Source organism: bacterium SCSIO 12741 (assembly GCA_024398055.1).
Classification (GTDB): domain Bacteria; phylum Bacteroidota; class Bacteroidia; order Flavobacteriales_G; family Salibacteraceae; genus SCSIO-12741.
Map to the genome: position 1 here is coordinate 2,845,169 of CP073749.1, position 25,217 is coordinate 2,870,385.

Here is a 25,217-nt window from a genome sequence, read left to right on the forward strand (position 1 = left end):
CCGTGTTCGCCGGAATGGGTGAGGCTCTTGAGTTTGACGGAGCGAATGACTATGTAGAATTAGGAAATCCGGCCTCCCTGCAAATGACCACAGCGCTTACCGTAGAATGCTGGTTTAATACCACGGATAATGTAGGAAACTACAACACTTTGGTAAGCAAGTGGTACAGCGGAGGAACACCCAATGACGGAAGTTTTGGATTGGGTTGGAGTAGTTCTGGCCTTATGTTCTATGTGGCCAATGCCAGCCAGTCTGATTTTGTTACTTCATCCAAAAATTACAACGATGGCAAATGGCACCATGCCGCAGGAACCTGGGATGGTGCGAATACCAATTTGTACATAGATGGAGAATTGGTAGGAACAACAAGCAGTTCGATTACCACCCTCATGAATTCGTCTCGCACGGTTAGAATTGGGTCGGATAACCGATATGCACCTGGTTCAGGAGATCGCCATTATGAAGGAAAGATTGATGAGGTAAGAATCTGGAGTGTTGCCCGCACGGCGGATCAGATTAATGACCACCGAAATGTTCGACTCATTGGCTCAGAAACCGGACTTCAGGCGTACTACAATTTTGATGATCTCATCGATAATGAACTACCTGATTTATCTTCCAATGGAAACCATGGTGTACTCGCCAATATGGACCTTCTTACCGACCAGATTGACGGGGCAGATACCTTGGAATGGCGCATTGGTGAGAATGCTGAAATTGGTGATACCACAGCCCATACAACGGCCTGGAATAAAGATGGAAGTGCTATTACCTACAAGACACTGTTAGGCGATTGGTCGTCTTTCGATCTGGCTGCTTCCGGAACCATTACCGTTTCTTCCGGAGCTGCATTGGATTATGAAACGGATTCCATTTACGAATTGCAATACGAAGCTCATGAAGCAGGCGATGATCAATTAGATACTACCTGGATTCGGGTTCGATTGATTGATGAAAATGATCCCTTGGTGTTTGCTGATGATACGGCCACCATTGACGAGAATTACCCCGAAGGCGATACGGTTATGACCGTGCTCGCAGTGGATCCTGACGGCGGACAGAGTCTATTCTACAGACTCCTTTCCAACACCGCTGATAACGCTTTTACCGTGGAAGAAGCTACTGGAATCATGACGGTTCGCAGTCGATTGGAACTTGATTTTGAATCCGATACCGTATTCACCCTTCAGGTAGAAGCACGTGATGATGGAACACCTGTACTTCGCGATACCGCTTCCATTACTATCTACCTGAATGATTTGGATGAGCCTGTATATGCCGGATTTGGAAATGCATTTGAATTCGACGGTAGCTCTGACGTGATTGAAGTGCCACACGATCCTTCTATCGATCCGAAAAACAACTGGACTCTGGAAGGTTGGTTTAAAACCGACAAGCTCACCGGTACACAAGGTTTGATTGAAAAGAACGATATGGTTGCCACCAAAGGCGGTTATGCCTTGCGTGTCTCCAATGGTTATCCAACAGTTCGGGTAATCCAGGGATTCGCGACCAATTTGGTAACCGCAAGCAAGCCGCTTGTTGCCGGAGAATGGTACCACATTGCTGCCACATTTAATTCTTCGACCAACACCCTGGCACTTTATATTAACGGTGAGCTGGATAAGGTTAATACCAATGCAGCCCTCCAACGTAACCCCAGTTCACTTTCCTTAAAAATTGGATCAAGAGGCGATTCCATTTACAGCCGTTTCGATGGTATGATGGATGAAGTGAAAGTGTGGAGTGTAACCCGAACTCAAAGCGAAATTCAGGAGTCTCTTTTGAGCCGCAATACCGGACAGGAACCGGGTCTTGAATTGTACTTCAACTTTGACCATCCGAACATGGAAGAGATGGTAGACATTTCTGGTCGAACCAATAATGGGTCTTTCACCTCCACACCAACATTGGCAAATTGGTCAACAACCGACTTTGTGGTAGAAGATACCTTAAGCGAAAAAGCGGGTAACGGTGAATTGGTGATGTATGCTCAATCTTTTGAATCGGATACAAGTGTGGTGAATTACTCCATCATTTCGGGTAATACCAACAATGCCTTTGCACTGAACTCTTCAACCGGAGCCATTACCGTAAATGATTCCACTCAATTAAACTACTTCGTAGATTCGGTATACACCATCGACTTTGAAGTAGAAGAGGGTGGAGATGGACAAAAAGATAGCTCTCAAGTGATCATTCGTCTGATCAATGTAAACGAAGCTCCATTCATCTCCGCTATCGGAAACGATACCATTTGTTCAGGCGCCATTGGAGATAGCCTGTTGTTTACCATCAGCGATCCAGATGATGATGATTCTACCTACTTGAGTTTGGAGGTAGTTTCTTCGGATACTGCCTTGATTCCAAATGGTCAGGTTCAACTCTATGGTTCAGGTTCCGATACAAACCGGGCCTTGAAAGTAGAGGTGGTGGATACTTCAGTTAATGCCATCGTTCCTATCTGGGTGATTGTAAGCGACCGCACGGGATTGAGAGACTCGTCCTTGTTTAGTGTTCGGATTGATTCCTTACCCGATGCTGACTTGGGAGTAGATACCAATTTCTGTTCGAACGAAAGCATAACCATCGGTCCTGGAAGCAACAAAGGACTCTACACCTGGAACAATGGATCAACATCTGATCAGATTGTTGTGACCGATTCAGGAACTTATGAAGTGACCATTTTGGATGGCAATGGTTGTGTGAACAGCGATGTCATCCTTATCGACACCTTGCAGGTTCCGGAATTCCAGGATTCTGTTTTCAACGTGTTGTGTCGGGGGATTCTACCGCCACGATTACCCTGGCTGGTCAGCGCGGATTACCTGGATATAACTTTAGCTGGGGAGCTGGAGTTCAGAGTAGAAGTACCGGAAATCTGGAAGCCTATGGCCTTCCTGCGGGAACCTTCCAGGTAACCATTACCGATGCCAACAACTGTAGTCGTGATACCGTTTACACCGTTACTCAACCTGCTACGAACATTGCACTCAATGTAACCACGACCAAAGACATTCTCTGTAAAGGAGACAGCACCGGATTGATCCAGGTACAATCTACCGGCGGTACCGGAACGCACACTTATTTGTGGAATGATTACCAGAATCAAACCGATAATCGGGCGATTGATCTACCTGTAGGAGCCTATCAATTGGTGGTAACCGATTCTAACGGATGTAAAGACAGTATTTCACATACCCTTAGCGAGCCAGTTCAGGCGCTGAGTGTATCGATAACGCAAACCGTAGATCCACTTTGTGCCACCGATACTATTGGCTCGGCCACGGTAACTGCAAATGGTGGAACAGGAACATACACCTACCTGTGGAACGATAACCACCTTCAAAATACAGCTAAGGCATCGTCGCTATTGCCAGGAGCTTATCAAGTGACTGTAACTGATGCCAATGGATGTTTCGATACAGCCATGACAACCTTAACCGCTTTAGATACCCTGGACGCAACCTTTACGCTCAGCAAAGACGTGTTCTGTAATCGCGATGCTCAAATCACGCTTTCAGGAGGTCCTAACAGCAGTGGTGTATTCGCCGGATCGGGAGTGAGTGGTACCAACTTCAATCCTCAGCTGGTTTCTCCAGGGCAATACGTCATTAGCTATACCCGCACCTTGAGAGTGTGTACCGCTGTGGCACGGGATACCTTGTTGGTCAATGCCAATCCAGTAGCTTCCCTCAGCAACATTGACTTTATCTGTAACAATACGCCTGCCTTTACCTTGAATCAAGGTCTTCCTAAGTCAGGAATCTACTGGGGAACACAAGTTACCGGAGATAGCCTCTATACGCCATCCACTGTAGCTGCTAACGACACGATTTACTACGAATACACCGATGCCAACGGATGTAAGGATACAACTAGCAAAATTGTAGAAGTGAACTCAGCTCCAACGGTTGCCTTTGCATCCATGGCTGACATCTGTTTGGATACGGTTCCAATGACATTATCTCAAGGAACACCGGCAACAGGTGTAGCCGGAACCGGAGTATACTCAGGTACTGGAGTGGCTACCGGACAATTCTTCCCAGCGGTTTCCGGAGTAGGAACCCATACCTTGAATTATACTTATACCGATACAAACCAATGTTCGGATTCGGCTACGACTACGCTTACCGTAAACGCATTGCCAATTTTGGTAACCGACACCTTAGCCGATGTATGTGTAAATGGTAACTCGGTTAGCTTAAACAAGATTACGCCTGCAGGTGGAGTTTATAGCGGCTCTGCTGCAGTATCCGGTACTACATTCGATCCGGCTGTAGCAGGGGTAGGAAGTTTCCAAATCAATTACCAATATACCGATGGCAATGGATGTGAGGCTGATACCGTTCAGTCCATTACTGTTCGTCCTAAACCAGTCGTAACCTTTAGCACACCACCTGCAGTTTGTGTGGATGTAGACACCTTCTCCTTGAATCAAGGATTGCCATTTGGTGGATATTACCGTGGTGCCGGTGTTCAAGGCGATAGCTTGAAATTCTATCCAAAAGATGCGGGCACAGGTTCTCATACCTTGACTTATGTAAGCGAGAATGTATTTGGCTGTATCGATTCGATTACGGCAACTCAAGTGGTTGACACTTTGCCCGTCGTTGGATTTACGCAGTCTCTTGGAGATCACTGTGTATCGGTAGGGGATGTGAAAATTGGATTTGGATTCCCAGCCTCGGCAGGAAATGGAATCTATTCTGGTAATGCCATTACCGCAGATACCTTTAATACCTTGGTTGCTCAGCCGGGTGACCATGCCGTGAGATACACCTTTACGGATAACAACGGTTGTACTTCTTCGGTCGATTCCATCATTCACGTAGATACTTTACCAGTCGTTTCCATGACGACCTTGAGTCCGGTTTGTGCAGATGAGCCATCCTTTGGTTTAACCGGAGGTAATCCAGTAGGAGGTAGCTTCAACGGAAACGGAGTGACTTCAGGACAATTTGATGCGGCCTCGGTTGGTTCGGGTAACTATACGATTAACTACACCTATACCGATGGTAACGGTTGTGTGGATAGCGCAAACCAAATGCAGGTGGTTAATCCACTTCCAGTGGTTAGTTTGAGTCTTCCTCAAGATACTTTCTGTCAAAACGAGTCAGCTTCGATTTTGAGCGGTGGTGCTCCATCAGGAGGATCTTATTATGGAGACGGAGTATTTAGCGGAACCTTCTTCCCAGATACGGTTACGGTAGGCACAGATACCATTTTCTATACCTATACCAACAACAACGGCTGTACTGCTGAAGACACCAATTTGGTGACCGTTAAAGACATTCCACACTTCAATTGGAATGCGACAGCTACCCATGAATTCTGTATTTCTGAATTGGATTATACCCTCGATCAGGTGGATGGAAAATCCGGAACCGGTCAGGGATGGTACCTTGGAAGTGGTGTTATTGATAGCGCTAAATTCCGTCCGGATTCAGCCGGGGCTGGAACCCATAATATCCAGTTCTTCTACGAAGACAATGGCTGTATCAACGACACTTCTTTTGCACTCCTCGTGAAGCCGCTACCTATTGTGACCCTTTCGGCTCAGAATGCGGTTTGCTCCAATGGAATTTCCTTTAACCTATCAGGTGGTACTCCGGTAGGAGCAGGAGGAAGCTACAGTGGACCTGGAGTATCGAGCGGGGTATTTGATCCTGCGGTTGCAACTGCCGGGACCCATACAATTACCTATACCTACACGGATCCAAATTCCAATTGTGTGGATAGCGCATCCTCAACGATTGAGGTTTATGCTAAGCCCGTTGTACTTCCTTCAACACCGAGCATTATTGCTGAGGCTTGTTCTGGAGATGGTATCGACACTTTACGCTTTGGATCTACTCAAACTGCTGCGGGTGGATCAGCCTTCTACTTGGGTAACGGGGTGACCGATAGCATTTTTGATCCGGTATTGGCTGGAACGGGAATGCATCAACTTCAATACATCCATGTTGATTCAAATTCTTGTAGCGATACCGCTACGGTTTACTACCGAGTCAATCCAAATCCAGTGGCTTCCTTGTCCAGTTTGGCATCCGTATGTACCAACGATGGTTACCTGATATTGAATCAAGGTTCGGCCTTTAGCCTGAATGGTAATGCTTCCGAAGAATATTCCTTTACCGGACCTAAAGACACGACCTACGGACAGAGAGATACCTTCCACATCGGACTGTATCCAACCGGTAACTATCAGGTGACTTACCGTTTCGAAGACAACAAAGGTTGTGCGGATTCGTCGAGCCAGCTCTTTACCATTCATGATAAACCATCGGTTGCGTTTGACACCATTTTCTCTACTGATGCACTTGGAGACCTTGGATTTGACCTGTTCTGTAACAACACGGGTGGTGTAATCTTAACCCAAGGCAGACCAAATTCTGGTGGAACCGGAACTTACTTCAGTTCATCCAGTGCTTTGTTGGGTAACACATTCTACCCTCAGTTTGCCACCCCTGGAGTGGTTACCTTGAACTACATGTTCACCGATCAGAACAATTGTTCGGATACCGTTTCCAGAGATGTTCGCATTAAAGAAGCTCCTGAAGTAATCTTAACTTCTCCAAGAACGCTTTGTGCCAGTGACTCGATTCTGAACCTTGATCTGGATTCTGTTACCGGAGGTTTGGGTTATGGAATGTACTCGGGAACCGGTGTAGTTAACGATTCGGTATTTGTGGTAGATTCCGCTGGAATTGGGACCCACCTGATCAAATTCCACTACTACGATACCACGCATGCTTTTGCTTGTGTGGATAGTGCAAGTCGCAATATTTCAGTCCGTCCTAAACCGACTATGTTGATGCAGGCTGCACCAGAATTCTGCTTGAACGATCGTGCTCAATTATCCTTCGGATTGCCAGGTGGTGGTCTATACTTAGATTCCACTGGAACCGTCATTGATCCTGATTCGACCAACTATTTTGATGCTGGTCAGTTTGGAGAAGGAAAACACAAAGTATTCTACCAGTACACCGATCAATTTGGATGTACCGATACCCTTTCTGATTCCATCACGGTATTACCGCTTCCGGAAGTTACGCTCAATATGGCTGATCCGGTAGCCTGTATCGATGAGAATACCGTGGAGTTGAACGAAGGATTGCCCGCAGGCGGAAGCTATAACGGTAGTGGAATATTCCAGGATAAAATGTATACAGTGACTGCTGGAGTAGGACAGCACATCATTCAATACACTTACACCGACTCCAACTGGTGTAGCAATTTGGCCGAAGACACCTTGACTATTGTGGCGAACCCGGTTTTCGCGGTAAGCCCAGACATCTCGATCTGTAAAGGTCAGCGTGTAACCCTTGGAGCTACCGGTTTAGGAGCTCGTTCGGTATATTCCTGGAGCAACGGCGTTAGTTCGGATACCATTACTGTTGGGCCAGCTCAAACCACGCAATACCAGGTGATGGGAACAGATTCCAACAATTGTTCTTCTGAGAAAACAGTGGAAGTAATCGTTAATCCATCCATGGTGCTCGTTACATCAGCTCAGGATGCCGATTGTGGTGACAACAATGGAGCGGCTACCGTTTCCGTAAATGGAGGGTTGCCACCTTACAACTACTTCTGGACCAATGGTAGCACCACGACCAATACCAGCGGATTGCCTGCCGGTATCTATCAAGTGACCGTTACGGATGACAACTCCTGTACAGAAGATGCCACGATTATTATCAAAGACAAGTCAAACACAACCATTACACTTGATCAGATTGTAGACCCACTTTGTCATGGATCGAATGATGGAAGCATCAACATTACAATCAATGGATCGGCATCCAACATCGCTTGGTCGAATGGAGAAACTACCGAAGACGTTAGCGGACTGACCGCTGGTAAGCACATCGTTTCGGTGATTGATGAAGATGGCTGTCAACTATTCGAAACCTATCTATTAGGGGAGCCTGATCCAATATCTATTCAGACCTTGACCAGAGATCCTTCGTGTGGATCAAGCAACGGTCTTGCCGTGGCTACTGCAGGTGGTGGAGCAGGTGGCTTTAACTACAACTGGACGGGCGGAAGCACGGTTGATAGCTTGAAAAATGCGGCGGCCGGAATTTACACGGTTACGGTAATCGATGCTAACAATTGCGAAGACAGCATCCAGGTTGCCCTAAGCGATTCAGGAGCACCAAACATTGATCTGATCCGAATCTTGCCAACGGAATGTAAAGCTCAGGATGGAGAGATTGAAATTGTGATTGGTACCGATACGCTACAATCGCTGACCTGGACCAATGGAGATACAACAGAACTTATTACCCAATTGGCGGCTGGACAATACGAAGTGACAGCAACAGACACTTCTGGTTGTAAGGCGGTAAGAACTTACGAGGTAGAAATGATCGATCCGGTTGCGCCCGAGATTTGTATGGTCACTTACGACACAGCGAGCGGATATGTAACGGTATTGTGGAATGACCTGAGCAAATACGAAAATGTACGCGTTTTGACCGAAGGATTAGCCACTAAAGATCTTTACTTACTGAGTACCGAAAACTCTACAACTACCATGTTGGTTGATTCGTCGTCTTCCTTCGCAGCGAAGTCATACACCTACGCCTTACAAGTAGAAGATAGCTGTGGTCAGTTGTCAGAAGCAGGTCAGGTTCACCGCTCCATGTATTTGAATGGAACCATCGATCAGCAAGGAAAAATTTCCCTGGAATGGTCTCACTATGTAGGGGCACCAGTTGGCGATTATGAGATTTATCGAGTGACTCCAGGTGGAGGTACGCAGCAGATTGGAACCGTTGCCTGGCCGATTAAGACTTACGAGATTACCCGCGAAAACTTTGAGGAAACTTCTATCAGATACTTTGTTCGTGCAGCCTTGTTAAACGGATGCGACAACGATCCTTTTGATGGATACACCTATTCCAACTTCTCTGCCGATTTCGGCTCCTTCAACATTTTTACCCCTGAAGTGGAATTACTTCAGGAGTTCAGAATCTATCCGAACCCTACAAACGGGGCTTTCTTTATCGAGTTTACCACCCTGCGATCTGAAGATGTCAGCATTGAGATCATGGACAGCCGGGGCCGAATGGTATTTGAGCGTAGTTGGAACAATGTATCCGGAGCATTCCGCGAACCAGTTGACCTTACAGGTGTGGCTGTAGGAGTGTATCAGCTTAGAGTGAAAACCGATGGAGAATTAAAAGTTCGCAAGATTCAGGTGCAGAAGTGATGAAGAGAGGATTCAGGCAAATAGCAATTTTATGGAGCGTAATTCTTCTTGGGTTAGGAGGAAGTCTACAGGCTGAAAATGGATGGCTTTCCGCTCCTTTACCTACCTGCTCCTTTTCACCGGGAATAATTCCATCCAAGGGTTTTATTTGCGAAGGAGACACCGTTACGCTCACAGCAAATACCGGTAACTATACCTATCAATGGTATAAAAATGGAACAGTTCTCACCAACGACACACTCTTCAATTACAAGGCATCCGACGTCGGTTCCTACAAGGTGGTGATCACGGATACAGCTTTGAGTTGTTTAGACTCGGCTACCTTCAATCTTACTTTGGGAAGTAAACCCTCTCTCTTGATTACCTTTAGTGACACAGCCGTGTGCGATGGTGATGAAGTAACGCTTACAGGAGCTGGTGCAACCTCTCTTTCCTGGAGCGGGGGAATATCCAATGGCGTGGCCTTTACAGTTACTCAGGATAATTGGTATTACCTAACCGGACAGGACGTTTCAGGATGTCCGACTCAAGATTCGATTTTCATCCACAAGTATGATTTGCCGACCTTGTCTGTGGCGATCAGCGATGACTCCATTTGTAATAAAGACAGTACCCGATTAACGGCCAGCGGAGCCCAATCCTACATTTGGACTCAACAAGTGAATAATGGAATAAACTTCAGCCCATCTGTCACTCAAGATTACGTAGTTATTGGTACTGATTCCAACGGATGTAAAAGCAATGATACCGTCGAAGTGGTGGTATTCTCACTACCAGCTTTGGATTTAGGTAACGATACCAACATTTGTCCTTACGATTCCTTGCAGCTTCAAGCTCCAACAGGATTTATTAAGACCTATTTATGGTCGGATGGAAGCACGCTTTCCTCTACCTACGTTTCCGCCAAAGGCGACCATTCTGTCATGGTAACCGATTCTAATGATTGCGTGGTACGCGATACGCTAACCTTGGGTCATGATACCTTACCTAAGAGCTACATCAAGGCCAAGGATACCATTTGTGATGGCGATCAATACTCCTTGAGTGCAACGGTTGTTTCCAACTACAGTTACCTGTGGTCTAAGGATTCGATTAGTTCCCCTTTTATTCAATTGACCGCGGCCGGACCTTACTACTTAACCGTAACCGATCAAAATGGATGTTTTCAGGTAGACACCTTTGAGCTGGAAGTTTTGGCTCTGCCTACCATGAGCTTTACTGCAGCCATTCCCGATCAGTGTACCAATAATCCTCCCCTTGCATTGAGTGGGGGAAGTCCTGCCGGCGGAAGCTATTCCAGCAGTAGTTCTATGGTGGCCAATGATACCCTTTGGCCCACGCAAGCTGGAACCCTGCCAATAAGATATACTTACACCGATGGTTTTCAGTGTACCAACTTTATCGATACATCGGTGATCATTAACGATCCGCCGGTGGTGAGTTTGTCAAACCTTCCGGATTTGTGTGTTAATGGTGAAGTTGATACCCTTACCGAGAACAGTCCTAAAGGAGGTCATTTTTTCTCCACCTTGATTTGGGTGAATGACACCGGATATGTGGACCCGACCCAAAATACTCCAGGTACCTACCAAATTGCTTATACCTATACTGATGCATCTATTGGATGCTCCGATACGGCTTTTAATACCCTCGTGATTCACGATACAGTAGCATTGAGCTTTTCGACCCAGAGCTGGTGCGAGAATTTACCCTTGCAATTAATTGGTGAGGCTACCGGAATTCCAGCCAATCTCACGGGAGTTTATACCGGACCATCGGTTCAATCCGGAAGTTGGTTTGATCCCTCCATCGGATATGGTTCTTACGATTTGAACTACCAGTTAACGGATAGTAATTCATGTATTAGTAAATCTGTTCGAACCGTTTCAGTAGATTCTATTCCATCGCTTCAGTTCGCTATTTCGAATATTTGTTCCAATGCCGATCCTGTCACCTTAACAGCATCGCCTTCAGGTGGAACTTATTCTGGTGTGGGTTTAATTTCAGGGGATTCTCTGGACCCATCTATTCCGGCAGTAGGATTGAATTCCTTGAGTTATGCCTATACAGACGCATCAACTACTTGTTCTGATACCATTTCCGCTTCCTATTCTATTTATGGTATTCCGACCGTTCTTTTTGAATTGCCAGATACCATCAAGGATCAATGCGTAGAAAGTGATTCCGTATTTCTTTCTGGTAATTCTCCGGTAGGTGGTGTGTTTTCCGGAATTGGATTAACCGTCAGTAACTCGGTATTCAACCCCGATACGGCCGGAGCCGGAACCCACGAAATTGTTTACACCTTTACCGATGCCAATGGCTGTTCCAACTCGGATAAAGATTCCATTACCGTTCACAATCGCCCATCCTTGACTTTTGCTTTTCCTGATAGTTTGTGTTTTAACAATGGAGCTTTTAAGTTGACCGGAGCAACTCCTTCTGGGGTACCTATTCTGGATCTGGCGTGAATAGCTTAGGAGAGTTCCATCCAAAAACGGCTGGTTTATCCAACAACCACAGCATTCAATATTACTACCTTGATTCAAGCACCGGATGTGACAACAGTATTACGGAGACCTTTCGGGTGGATTCGGTAACCCACGTTACTTTGGGACTCATTCCGGATTACTGCCTAAACTACCCCTTGGATACCTTGAGCCAGGGAAGTTTTCATACACCTGGCTTTAAGTACGAAGGGTATGGAATTAAGGATTCCTCTGTTTTTGACCCAAGAGCAGCCGGAGTTGGATCTGGAACCGTTGAATACATATTCACCAATTCATTTGGTTGCCGCGATACGGCCAGTCAGGTGGTTACTGTGCATGATTTACCAATAGTGAAGGTTAATATTCCACCGGCTTACCAAAGCTGGTGTCAGAACGATGGATTGATTCCTTTGAGCTTTGCCACTCCGGCAGGTGGGGTTTACGCCGCCGATAGTGGTATTACAGGAAACTCCTTTGACCCCACCAGTGCCCGATTGGGGAACAACGACCTGATCTATACTTACACCGATACCAACAATTGCCAACATGCGGATACCGGAATCATTGAGATTAAAACCATTCCAGTGGTTAGTGTATTGCCCGATACCTTTTGTTTGAATGAAGGTTATTTAACCTTGACCAGTGGGAATCCTTCTGGCGGTTTTTACCAGGGACCTGGAATGGTGAGTAATACCATTTTCAATCCTACCATTGCTGGAGTCGGAAATAAGACCATTCAATACACCTACCAAGCGCCCAATGGATGTTCTGAATCAGCAGTCACTTCTTACCGGGTAAACTCGTTGCCTATTGTTTCTTTCGCCTCACCAGCTCCTATATGTTTGAATGCCGGAGCCCGAGTATTAACCGGTGCCACGACCAACGGAGATAGTTCCTATTTTGTAGGAACCGGAATACTCAACAATTCTTCAACCTTCGATCCGGTTGTGGCGGGAATAGGCCCTCACTCAATTCGATTTATAGGAATTGATACCGTTTCCGGTTGCCGAGATACAATGGCCCAGTTGATTCAGGTGGACACCGTTCCGGTTGTTACCTTATCCCAAATTCCGGACACCTGTGCCAATGCTTTTAGTTTCCAATTGACCCAAGGGTCGCCGAAGTCTGGTGGTTCGGGAATCTATAGTGGTCCGGGAGTATCGGGAAGTTTCTTCAACCCTCAGTTGGTTACGCCAGGTCAGCCTGATACCATCATCTATAGCTTTACCGATTTTAATGGATGTAAAGCACAGGATTCTACGATCATTCATGTGGATACGCTCCCTGTCGTTTTGTTAAAGTCTTTGCCTCTGCAATGTATTGGTAACGACACCTTGGCTTTGGATACCTTCGGGGCACCATTGGGAGGTGTGTTTTCGGGCAACAATGTGGATCAAGCTACCAGTCGATTTGCACCTTCAGCGGTAGGCTCTTCCATCATCACCTACACCTTCGTCGATTCCAAAGGATGCAGCGGAAGTCAAAGTCAATTCATTACCGTGAATGCCCTTCCTGCAGTATCTCTCAGCTTTGATACGAGCTTTTGTGAGAACGCAGGCCCTCAGCCTCTTCAAGGAGGATTTCCTCCAGGGGGAAATTACCGAGCGTCTACTGGGATTTTCTCGGGCATGTTTGTCCCTGATTCGGTTCATTCTCTAAAAGACACACTTTATTACACCTATACGGATGCCTTCGGATGTAAGGATTCGGTTTGGGAAGCCATCTCTATTGACACCCTTCAAAAAATTGTAACCACCCCAGTACCGGATTTGTGTAAAGGCGATCCATCGATCGATCTTGAGCCTTATGCGAGTCCAAAGGGTGGAACCTTTAGCGGAGTCTCCATTTTTGGAACCAGCTTCGTTCCCAATCTTCTGGATACCGGAACTTACTTTTACCAATACACGTTTACCGATAGCAACAATTGCATAGTACAATCATTGGATACCATTTTTATTCGTCCCGTCCCAGATTTGCGAACGACCCCAGATCCGTCGATTTGTGTGGGTGAATCCGTGCAGTTGAATGCAAGTGGTGGATTGAGTTATTCCTGGAACACAGGACAATTTGGCTCCTCTATTCAGGTAACACCAGGGACTTCGACTACTTATGATGTGGAAACGGTTAACGGATATAACTGTAAGTCTTCAGCTAGCATTCAGGTGACCGTTTTCGATCGCTATCAGGTATTTACTACCGGACTGCCAGCAGACTGTGGTCAAGCGAATGGCTCGGGGGTGATTAGTGCCAGCGGGGGTGCATCTCCCTATTCTTACTTCTGGTCGGATGGGGACCGCAATAGCATCAATCGGAATTTGTTTGCGGGCACCTACCAGGTTACCGTTGTAGACAAGAATCAATGTACAGAATACGCCACGGTTAACATTTCCAACCGAAATGGTCCTTCCGTGAGTTTGGATTCCATTCAAAACAACACCTGTTATGGTGATGAAATGGGATGGTTAAAAGTTTCTGCTACCGGTGGTACCGGAGACTTAAGTTATAATTGGTCCAATGGATTCAAAACGGATTCGTTGATTGGCCTTCCAGCGGGAAAATATGATTTGACCGTATCTGATGAGAAAGGTTGTATTGCGGTAAGAACGTATGAAATTACAGAAGGTAGTCCTATATCTATAGAGTCCATATTGACTGAGCCTCTGTGTGATTCTGCCAGCGGATCTATTATCGTAAGCCCTGAAAAAGTAGGGGCCGTCTACACCTACAATTGGCTTCATGGGCCGGTGGGAGATACCCTTAAAAACCTAGACCCTGGAACCTATTCACTGGCTCTTTCCGATACCAATCAATGTAAAGACACGGTTGATTTTAACCTTTCTACAACCACTCAACCGGAGGTTCGCGTAGATAGTCTATTTCATACCTGGTGTGGAACAGACACGGGTGCTATTTTTACCACTCCTTTGGATACGGCCTATCGCTATGATTGGTCTTCCGGTGATACCACCGTTTCCATTCATCAATTAGCTACAGGTAATTACACCGTCACCATTAGCGATACAACAGGTTGTACCCGGATAACCACCTTTGAGATTGAACAAGAAGCTCCTTCTGCGGTGAGTATTTGCCTGGTGACCAATGATACCTTAATCGGACAGAATGTGGTCATTTGGGATACTACAGGGCGAAGCGGAGATCAATTGTATAGAATCTACCGTGAATCTGGAATTCAAGGCAAATACTTTGAATTGGGAACGGTATTGGCGGGACAAAAACCGATGTTTAGAGATTCTACTTTACTCAATCAAACCTTGAAAGGAAATTACCGGGTAACTGCTGAAGATGCTTGTTCCGAAGAAAGTTCGGGTGAGCAGGTTCATGGTTCCATTCTCTTGTCCGGTGAGCGTATTTCTGGAAATGGGGTTCAACTGAGTTGGAGTAATTACACCGGAATTCAGGTTCCGAAATACTTCCTTTACCGCTATACCACTTCCCGTGGATTAGAATTGCTGGATAGTATAGGAACCACTTTCCCGACTTACACCGACTATGGAGCTCCGGCAAAAGAAGACGAAACCTATCATTATTATTTCGTTTCAGCCGATCCTTTGAGCCAGTGTGATACCAGCTTCCCGATGATTTTGTCCAACTACAGTTTCAATTTTGGAAAGGGACCTACAACCGGCTTGACCGAATACTCGGCTCAATGGGGAATGAAGGTATGGCCAAATCCTAATCAAGGTGAATTCACTCTGCGCTTTTCAGGTTCAAACCGGGAACCTATGACTATCAGATTGTTTGATCAGCATGGAAAAATTCATCACCAACAACAGATGGACGGCTTCGCCCATCCACGGGACATTTCCATAAAATTATACGATATTAGTGCCGGTGTCTATTACTTACAGGTGGTGAGTAATGGGAATGTTAAAACAGAGAGAGTAAGTATAAATCCTTGAAAGCGGTTTTGAGCATTAAACAATCAATACTCATAAGCTTTTTGCTGTGTTGTGTCGGGCTACTTCAGGCGCAGAAAATTATCTGGGTGGAGGATACTGCTGTGTCTTTTTCCAGCGGTGCTGAAGAGATAACCGCTATGGACGCCGATCCGGATAAGAACATCATGGCTGGAGGTATATTTACAAACTCGATTCCAGGAGTTTCCTTTTCTGCTCTCGGTGGGGCCGATATCATGGTTCAGTTTTTAGATCGGGATAGAAATCAGAATTGGACAACACCTTTTCGATTTCGATCTTCAGGTGGCGATGATAGGCTCACCGATGTGGAGTTTAATCCGGTCTCCAATTCCTACTACATCACCGGACAGTTGGATGGAAACTTGACCATTTTAAGCGCTCAGTTTGGGCAGGGAAGTTTTTTTCTAACCGAAATCAATCAAGGTGGTAGCACTCCATCCGTTGGCTGGATGTTTCCTTCGGCTAGCGGAGGGATTAATAATTCGGTAAGTAGAGGAGCCGGAATAACGACCGATCCAGCAGGAGATATTTATGTATTAGGCGAGTTTGAAGATTCTATTGTATTGAGTCCAACCCTGACCTTGTACGATTCCGAAGGAGATGGAGATTTGTTTTTAGCCAAGTTCAGTGGAACCGGAGGTACTAAGGGCGATCTACTTCAAGCCATCAGAATTGTAAGCAAGGGATCGGTGCAAGGCGTTGATCTGGGTTACGACAAGGTCAATAATCGGGTGGTAATAGGAGCTAATTACAAAGACACCGTAATTTTCAGTTCCACCGATACTCTCTTTGCGGATTCTTCAGGTCAAAGTGACTTTCTCGTAGCTCGGTATTCCAATACCCTTACCTATGTAAATTCCACGGCCGCCATTCATTCCAAGGACGATATTGTAGCCTACGGATTCGATGTGGATACTACTGGAGCATCCGTTGCCACAGGATATTTTGAAGGAAGTTATACCGCAGGATCTTTTACCGAGAATGCCCAAGGAGGCAAGGACATTTTTGTGATTAAAGTGGGTAACGCCGGAACCGTAACCTGGGCCACCAATTTTGGAGGAAGTAGTGATGAAGGTGGACGAAAAGTAGCCATTGATACCAACAGCAAAATTTACATTCTGGGCCAATTTGAAACCACGGTCAACTTTGGAACCGTGGATACGGTAATCAACAAAGGACAACAAGATGGTTGGTTGCTAACTTTGGATAATGCCGGTGCGGTATTGGGAGCCAAAGGTGGAATTATGCAGACCGGTAATGACGTTCTTACCCCATTAGCCTTTGCATTGGAAGGTGATACTTTATGGTTTGGCGGGGACTTTTTTGGCATCGCCAAGTTTGGAACAAGACCTGCCTTTTCTTCCCGAGGATTCCAAAAAGATGCTTTTATTGCTCAAGTTGAAGGGCCAACCGTATTCTGTAACGTGGATACATCTTTATCGATCACTGATTTTCGGTTGAATGGCTCGGATCTGCATGTGTGTGATGGGGATTCGGGGTTAATGTCCACCAGCGTAACTGGTAATGTTACCTTCCAATGGTTTAAAGATAGTAAAGCCATTGCCGGGGCAACCACTACCCAACTACATGTGGACTCGGGGGAGTATATCACCTTGAGCTTACCGATGTGGTAAAAGGCTGCACCGTACCATCCAGATCCTTTAAAGTAAGCCTTGATACCTTGCCAAAAATGGAATTGATGCCAGACACCTTTTGCCTGGATCATACTCCTCAGAATGTTGTTTTTTCTCCTGCATTGAATCTTCAAACCGGAACTTTAATTTCGGGTAAAGGAGTTATTGTTACCGGACCGAATGCAGTGTATAATCCATTTTTAGCAGGGGTTGGAAACGATACAGTGAAGTACACCCATGTAGATGCGACTACTGGATGTCAAAATGATACCTCTGCCGTGTTTAGGGTGGATGAATTGCCAATGATTCAAATTTTGACGGCCAATTTGTTAGATTATTGCCAAGGTGACGAGGATGATACACTTCGTTGGGGAACGGTAATGCCATCTCAATTGGGAGCCGTTGATTTTTATAGCTATTCTATGGTTCCGAGTTATGGAATTAGCAATGATTCAATCTTTCTTCCTGATACCTTAAGTCCTGGAAATGTTTCCGTTCTCTATACCATCACCGATACCAATGGATGTGTTGCAGATTCGATGGTAAACGTGGTTGTAAATGCTATACCTCAGGTTCAATTAAGACTGAATCCGGCTAAGATTTGCCGCAATGAGCAGCCCTTTTCTTTCAGTGGTACGGGAAGCCCGACGACTGGACAAAAAAGTTACTACCTCGGATCTGGAATAACAGACAGTACCGGGTCGTATGACCCTAGCGGGGTTCCAGCATCCTATTCACACGATACGATTACCTATGTAAACATTTCCACTCAGGGGTGTATGGGGATGACCACAGCACTTTTGATTTTGGATACCGTTCCGGTAGTTACTTTGAACATTACCGATACGGTGTGTGACAGCGATCCTCAATTGGTGCTCAATTATGGCCAGCCTACGACTAACGGATCCTGGCAATATTCGGGGAATAGCTACATTCCGAACAACACCAATATTTTTTATCCGATTCAGGCCCCTCCCGGAAAACACGAAGTCATCTACAGCTTTACTGATTTTGAAGGGTGTACGGCATCCGACACTGACTCAGTTGATGTGCGACCGTTGCCCATCGTATCCATGGGAAGTGTAGGAACCATTTGCCAAAATGATACGCTTAATCCTTTGAACCAGGGAACGCCGGCAGGTGGGTATTACGAAACAGCCTTAGGAATTCTGGCAAATGATCGTCTCAATCCGGCTCAATATGGAGTGGGCGATAACGACGTTTGGTATCACTTTGAAGATTCCTATAAATGTGCCAATAGGGACACCAATGTCTTTACAATTTTGGAGTTCAAAAAACTCCGGTTCAACAACCTTTTCTCCAGTCCGATTTGTGAGTTGGAAGGAACCATTGATTTGGATCATTTAGGAGACAGTATGGGCTTGGACCCCACGCCAAGTGCAGGCGGATGGTATTCTTTCGATGGAACCACCCCGATTTCTATTCTTGACCCGACCGATTTTATTGGACCATCAGATTCACTTCCTGTTGATACCACTTTGTACTACCAATTTACCAACGTAAACAATTGCTCCAGTATCGATTCTCAGGTTGTGACCATTCGTCCGGCCCCTCAAGTAGAGATACGTTCGGCCGATGAAGCTTGTAAAGGCATCGAGCACGAACTTGAAGTATTTGGTGGTGGTAATTTCATTTGGAGCACCGGAGAGATCACCAAGTCAATTCGAATTTTGCAGGATACGGCTACAGGTTATTCCGTTACAGCCACTGACTTTTTCGGTTGCCAGGATTCAGACAGCATTTTTGTAAGAATGTCGAATGGGATATTCATTACGGCCAAAAAAGATAGCGTTACTCTGCACAAGGGAACGGAAGTAACCCGGGACCCATTGGTACTCTATCCATCTGATACGGTGGCAATGATCGGGATATATGAAACGAAAATTGAACCGTCTCACGCTTCGGTATTTGAACCTCAATTTGGCATAGATCCACGCTTCGAATCCGAGTACTACTACAAACCCGATCCGGATTTTAGAAGAATTGATTCGGTTCAATACAAGATTTGCAACATTACCTGTCCCAATTTGTGTGACTCCAATTATGTGATTTTTCACGTGTTTGGAAACCCCTATGAATTCATTCCAGGTGGGTTCTCGCCAAATGGTGATGGGGTGAACGATACTTGGGTTGTTCCAGGTATTGAAGCCTTTACTTCCAGCGAATTGTATATTTATAATCGCTGGGGAGACCTGATCTATTCCGCCAGTCCTTACGAAAATGAGTGGGAAGGGCAAACGAATACCGGCCTGTTGGGCGGAGATCGGGTAGGGGATGGAACCTATTATTATGTATTGATCACAAATGGTGGTGAACCCCTAAAGGGAACCATTGAAATGAAATCGAGGTGATACGCGGCTTGCACATATTACTGGGCCTTTCGGCTATGCTGCTTGTAGGCATGTTGCACGCTCAACAGACTCCTGTAAGTGCACAATACCAGTTGCACCCGCCCTTGGTAAATCCGGCTGCCATTTCTTTAAAGAATTCCATAAACGGGGCCATGCTAATCCAACGCCAATGGTGGGGACATGAGGACGCTCCAACTACGTTTTACCTGAATGCCAATGCACCCTTGATCAATGATGACAATATGGTGGGTATTCTTGTGGTGAACGACAACATCAGTATTCACAACGTGTTCAAGTTTTCGGCGATCTATTCCCGCAAATTCAAATTGGACCAGGGTAGTTTCTTCTCCTTGGCTCTTTCACCTGGATTGGAACTGATTCAAAGTGACTATTCCAAAATCAATACGGACTTTGCGGGTGATCCAATTTTTGCCGGACAGTCGGTAACCCAAACTTCCTTTAACAGTGGTTTTGGTGGGTACTACTACAACAAACGCTTTTATGCTGGCGTATCTATTCCCCGCTTGATGTACAATTATCAAGAAGGAGGAAACAACGGAGAAAGCTCTCCCAAAACCACCATCGACCTCAATCAGATGCCCTTGTATGTGAACTTGGGGTGGAAAAAGGACCTGGGACCCATTGTTACCTTTAAGCCATCGGCTATGGTTCGGTACCAGCAGGGATCACCGATGCAAATCGATTTTAACGCCCTATTTGAATACCGGGAAACGATTGGGGTAGGAGTGAGCTACCGTACCATGAATAGCATGAACTTTTTGGCGAATTACAAGCTCCCTGGAGATTTCCAGGTGGGGTATGCTTATTCCATGCAGTTTGGTTCGCAATTGAACCCTTACCACAGCGGAAGCCATGAAATCATGTTGATCTATGGAATGGGTAACGTAAGCCGTACCAATATCGACTTACCCGATCAAGTGCGGGATTACCGCAAGCAGAAAGACAAGGATGTGAAACGCGCTAAACGCGGTGGTAAGAAGAAAGCCGGTAAAGTGAAAGGTGCACCGGGTGGAGCAAGAGATAGAAAACAACCTTACTCCTAAGTCCCAGAAACCATTTAATCCAAATTACTTTTTAAAGCTATCGGCTACAACCAATTCTTTGGTGCCGTGTGTCCAGGAGTAGAATCCTTCACCCGTTTTAACGCCTTTCTTACCCGCAGTAACCATGTTTACCAACAATGGACATGGTGCATACTTAGGGTTGCCAAAGCCTTCGTAAAGAACGTTGAGGATAGACAAACAAACATCCAAACCGATGAAGTCAGCCAGTTGCAACGGACCCATTGGGTGAGCCATTCCTAATTTCATTACCGTATCGATCTCTTCAACGCCAGCTACACTCTCATACAAGGTGTAAATAGCTTCGTTGATCATAGGCATAAGAATACGATTGGCAACAAAACCTGGGTAGTCATTTACTTCCACCGGAGTTTTACCCAATTTGGCTGACATTTCCATGATATCCTGAGTCACCTTGTCTGAAGTGGCGTATCCGCGGATAACCTCAACCAACTTCATGATAGGTACAGGATTCATAAAGTGCATTCCAATCACTTTATCAGCTTTTCCGGTTACGGCAGCAATTTTGGTAATGGAAATAGAACTGGTATTGGTAGCCAGGTAGCAGTCATCTGAAGTAAAGGCATCCAAATCGCGGAAGATCTTCAATTTCAGGTCTACGTTTTCAGTGGCCGCTTCAACAACCAATTCGCGATCAGCTACTCCACTTTTCATATCAGTAAAAGTGGTGATGTTAGCCAAGGTAGCTTCCTTAGCTTCTTCTGTGATTCTTTCTTTCTTAATCAGGCGATCCAGGTTTTTGGTAATGGTACCTAAAGCTCTTTGCAAAGAGTCTTCAGAAATATCAATCAAGTTTACCTGGAATCCGTTTTGAGCAAATACGTGCGCTATCCCATTTCCCATGGTACCGGCGCCAATCACAGCAATTTTATTCATCGTAATGTGTCTGATTTAGGGCTCCAAAAGTATAAAAAAGAGTGGCTCGCCTGAAGCTTGGTAATCCCAGAAAAGAAAGAAAAAAGGAAACTATTTTCCGCGGCCCTGAAAGACAATCAGAACGGTGTAGATCAGGATTTTGAAATCCACGAATAGCGACATGTTTTCCAAGTAAAGGATGTCGTATTTCATACGGTCGATCATTTCATCGACGTTTTCAGCATAGCCGAATTTCACCTGACCCCAAGAAGTCATTCCAGGTTTGATCCGTTGCAGGTACATGTAGTGCGGTGCACGCTCCACAATTTGCTCGATAAAGAAGGTGCGTTCGGGTCGGGGACCAACCATACTCATGTCACCTTTCAATACATTGAGGAACTGAGGAATCTCGTCAATCCTTGTTTTGCGAAGGAATTTTCCAAAGGGTGTGATTCGAGGATCATTCTCACTGGAAAGCTGCGGACCATTACTTTCTGCATCCTGTCGCATAGACCTGAATTTGTACATGGTAAAAGGCTTACCCTGAATACCAATTCGTTGGTGCGAATAAAACACAGGACCAGGTGAGGTGATTTTTATAACAATTCCGGTAATGAGGTAAACCGGCGAAAGTAGGATCATGGCCAAAATGGAAATGATCACATCAAAAAATCGCTTGAGTGATTTTTGCCAGGCGGGCATTATCTCCTGATTGATCTGAACCAATGGAGCTCCAAAAATGGAGGTCATTTTAACCGAACCGGATAGAATGTCGTAGATATCGGGGATAACACTGATATGCACATCGCTATCCTTTAACATATTCAGAATCTTTCCGATTTTGCCATGCTCAGAGGTTTCAGCCGCGATAATGACCTCTTCTACGCCATACCCGCGAATAATATCAGTGATGTTTTTTACATGACCCAAATGGGGAAGGTAGGGCTTCATGATCAAGCCATCTTTTCCATTGATATGCACGTAACCCACAAACTTGAATCCACTTGACTTCTTCTGTTGCTCCAGCTCTTTGTAGAGTGAAAATGCGTTCTCATTACTACCCAGCAAAAGCGTATTGAACCCGTACAAGCGATTGTGAATTTTGTAAGCGGTTTGCGAGGAAAGCAAGAATCGGAACAGAAAAGTGAAAAAGAAATGTCCTAAAAAGAGGGAAGAAAAGGAAAGGTAATAGGCCTTGTAGCTACTGATTTGATCATCGAGGAGCAAGGTGAAAAAGATCACAATAACGCCGATGAACGTTTGCATCAAGGTTTGGCCCAATTCCTTCAGCCTCGATTTGCGGTAAATGTCTTGATAGGTTCCGGTAACAAAGTAGAAGAATAACCAACCGGCTGGAATGATAAAAAGGCCCGTGTAAAAGCGGGAATCAAAAAGCATTTCTACGCTTGGATCGTAAGCCAGAGGCTCGATGTACACTTTTCGAAAAACAAAGAATAGAGTCCAGGTGATCGCCGCAGCGAGTGCATCTGCCAGTAAATACTTGACTACCTGAATTCTTTTATTCAAAATGAACGACTTTTAAGTTATCCAAATACAAATACCCGTTGCCACCGTTAGACGTGGTCTCGATGTATACTCTATGACTGACCGAATTCTGCTGTGCGCTAACCACAGGGGTCAAATAGACATACAACTTGTTCCAAATGACTGTGCCGTTATCATCCGTTTTCGGAGAAGCGACCATAACCGGGCTGAGGTAAGAAACCAGGTCTGCGTTATAAGACCTAACAAGAATTTGGAAGGGAAGGTTGGTTCGGTAGTCAATTTCTAGGTAAACATCGTTTCCGAAGAGGGGTAATTTGAAGGCATCGGTAGAAGCTCCGATGAAGTAATCGGCTTCAGGAGTGAGAATCACTCCAGCACATCCCTTGCCTTCTAAAACCAAATCGGGGTCACTAATTCGGGATACTCCTAATTCTGAACCAGCCACAGAGTCGAAAGAAAAGCTTAGATCTTCGAAATGCTCCAGCCAGGGAAACGCAACGTTGGGACGGTACTTAACTACCGGGCGCTCAACAAGGGTGTTTTCCCGAATCAAAAATGTATCGTGAGAATAGGCATCGTAGAATGGGTAAGGCACTCGGGTAGCCGTTTGACCACTCCGCTTGATTCCGGCGAACATCACCAAATTGGTTTGCCCATCTTTAAGAACCGGAACTTCGGCGGGAAGTTCATAAACGCCCAATTCATCTCCAGCAGCGTAAAACCATACATCGTGAATGTTGTCAGAAGGAGATCCTTCTTTGAGGTAGTCCGTTTCTACAGTAACGTCGTTTACAGCCACATAAGCGGGCACGCCGTTTTCTTTGTTACATCCGGCAAGGGAGAATACAAGCAACAATACCAGCGCGTAGCTGGAGAAGGGAATTCGCAAGACCATGGGCATAACCAACCAGTAACGAGTGTGCGAAGATATTATTGTCAATTTGATTAGAGACAATACATCTTTACGAAGTTAGGCTTTGAAGGCCCTTAATCTTGATACAAACTGGGTGTAAGGCGCAATTTATCGAGGATCAGGTGGGCCACTTCCATGGCCTTAAATCCGTCGTGAATGGTCACCGCAGGAGTTACATTGTTGTGAATGCTTTTGGCAAAACTTTTCAGTTCTTCTTCAATGGCGTTGGTTTCCAGCGGCTTGGGCTTTTCGAAATAGATTTCTTTGAGCGGCTTGCCGTTTCCTGGGTCCACCGTTATTGATAGAGGATCCGGATCGCCTTCCACGGTTTTTATTTTCACGATTTCCACCACCTTGTCCAGAAAGTCTACGCTTACGTAGGCGTCTTTTTGGGAGAAACGTGATTTACGCATGTTTTTCAAAGAGATTCGGCTGGAAGTCAAGTTTGCCACGCAACCGTTGTCAAACTCGATTCGAGCATTGGCGATGTCTGGCGTATCGCTAATTACCGCTACACCCGAAGCACTGATGTGCTTAATGTTGGAGTTGACCATACTGAGCACGATATCAATATCGTGAATCATCAAATCCAGAATTACGGGTACATCCGTTCCTCTTGGGTTAAACTGAGCCAATCGGTGAGTTTCGATAAACATTGGATTATTGATGTAGCCTTCCGCCGCAACAAATGCCGGGTTAAATCGCTCAACGTGACCTACCTGAACTTTTACATTGGCCTCTTCTGAAAGGGTAATCAGCTTTTTTGCCTCATCGAGGGTGTTGGTCAAAGGCTTTTCAATAAACACATGCCGACTTTTCTTGATGCTCTTTTCAGCACAGTCGTAATGCGATAGGGTAGGAGTGACCACATCTACCACATCCACGGCGTCAATAAGCTCATCAATTGAATCGAATCGCTTTACTCCAAAATTTTCGGAGGCTTCTATGGCGTTACGCAAATTGGGGTCAAAAAAACCAACCAATTCATAATCTGGAATTCCTTTTAGCAGTTTCAGGTGAATTTTCCCCAGGTGTCCTGCTCCCAATACGCCAATTTTCAGCATGTATCTTACTTTGGTTTATAAACTGCTTCAATATTCAACATTAAATGTTTCCACCTAACTTATAGGGCAGTTAAATTTTAAAGAAAATCCGGTTAATAAAAAAGCACGACAAATTCTCCCTTT

General features: G+C 45.4%; 10 protein-coding genes and 2 pseudogenes. 8 read left to right on the forward strand and 4 right to left on the reverse strand.

Features of this window, described 5'->3' with window-relative positions; translation table 11 throughout:
* Positions 1-14 precede the first annotated feature (14 nt).
* From KFE98_12155 to KFE98_12190, 8 genes and pseudogenes are all read left to right on the forward strand, one after another.
* Positions 15-518, forward strand: a pseudogene (locus tag KFE98_12155) (LamG domain-containing protein).
* A gap of 129 nt (positions 519-647) precedes the next feature.
* Positions 648-1,250: pseudogene (locus tag KFE98_12160) on the forward strand (cadherin repeat domain-containing protein).
* 1,526 nt (positions 1,251-2,776) lie between these two features.
* On the forward strand, positions 2,777-9,220 hold the full coding sequence (locus KFE98_12165; GenBank protein UTW60782.1) for a T9SS type A sorting domain-containing protein: 6,444 nt from the start codon (positions 2,777-2,779) through the stop codon (positions 9,218-9,220).
* The gene (locus KFE98_12170; protein UTW60783.1) at positions 9,220-11,691 is read left to right on the forward strand and encodes a hypothetical protein; all 2,472 of its coding nucleotides are present in this window, start codon (positions 9,220-9,222) and stop codon (positions 11,689-11,691) included. The genes KFE98_12165 and KFE98_12170 overlap by 1 nt, the downstream gene beginning before the upstream one ends.
* A complete protein-coding gene (locus tag KFE98_12175) occupies positions 11,688-15,629 on the forward strand; it encodes a T9SS type A sorting domain-containing protein (protein UTW60784.1) in 3,942 nt (1,313 codons plus the stop codon). The genes KFE98_12170 and KFE98_12175 overlap by 4 nt, the downstream gene beginning before the upstream one ends.
* 86 nt (positions 15,630-15,715) lie before the next feature.
* The gene (locus tag KFE98_12180) at positions 15,716-17,281 is read left to right on the forward strand and encodes a hypothetical protein (GenBank protein UTW60785.1); all 1,566 of its coding nucleotides are present in this window, start codon (positions 15,716-15,718) and stop codon (positions 17,279-17,281) included.
* Positions 17,282-17,346: 65 nt separating this feature from the next.
* Positions 17,347-19,653 (forward strand): gliding motility-associated C-terminal domain-containing protein, encoded by a 2,307-nt coding sequence (locus tag KFE98_12185; GenBank protein ID UTW60786.1) that lies wholly within the window; start codon positions 17,347-17,349, stop codon positions 19,651-19,653.
* Positions 19,650-20,717: a type IX secretion system membrane protein PorP/SprF gene (locus tag KFE98_12190; GenBank protein UTW60787.1), complete on the forward strand. Its 1,068-nt coding sequence runs from the start codon at positions 19,650-19,652 to the stop codon at positions 20,715-20,717. The genes KFE98_12185 and KFE98_12190 overlap by 4 nt, the downstream gene beginning before the upstream one ends.
* Before the next feature lie 24 nt (positions 20,718-20,741).
* On the opposite strand, the gene KFE98_12195 is transcribed toward KFE98_12190, so the two are convergent.
* The 4 genes from KFE98_12195 to KFE98_12210 all read right to left on the reverse strand — a co-directional run bounded on the left by KFE98_12195 (position 20,742) and on the right by KFE98_12210 (position 25,094).
* Positions 20,742-21,632: a 3-hydroxybutyryl-CoA dehydrogenase gene (locus KFE98_12195; protein ID UTW60788.1), complete on the reverse strand. Its 891-nt coding sequence runs from the start codon at positions 21,630-21,632 to the stop codon at positions 20,742-20,744.
* A gap of 90 nt (positions 21,633-21,722) precedes the next feature.
* Positions 21,723-23,126: a sugar transferase gene (locus tag KFE98_12200; GenBank protein UTW64698.1), complete on the reverse strand. Its 1,404-nt coding sequence runs from the start codon at positions 23,124-23,126 to the stop codon at positions 21,723-21,725.
* Positions 23,127-23,130: 4 nt separating this feature from the next.
* Complete coding sequence (locus tag KFE98_12205; GenBank protein ID UTW60789.1) at positions 23,131-24,018, reverse strand: hypothetical protein; 888 nt, start codon at positions 24,016-24,018, stop codon at positions 23,131-23,133.
* 86 nt (positions 24,019-24,104) lie between these two features.
* Positions 24,105-25,094, reverse strand: coding sequence for a Gfo/Idh/MocA family oxidoreductase (locus KFE98_12210; protein ID UTW60790.1), 990 nt, complete (start codon positions 25,092-25,094; stop codon positions 24,105-24,107).
* Positions 25,095-25,217 lie beyond the last annotated feature (123 nt).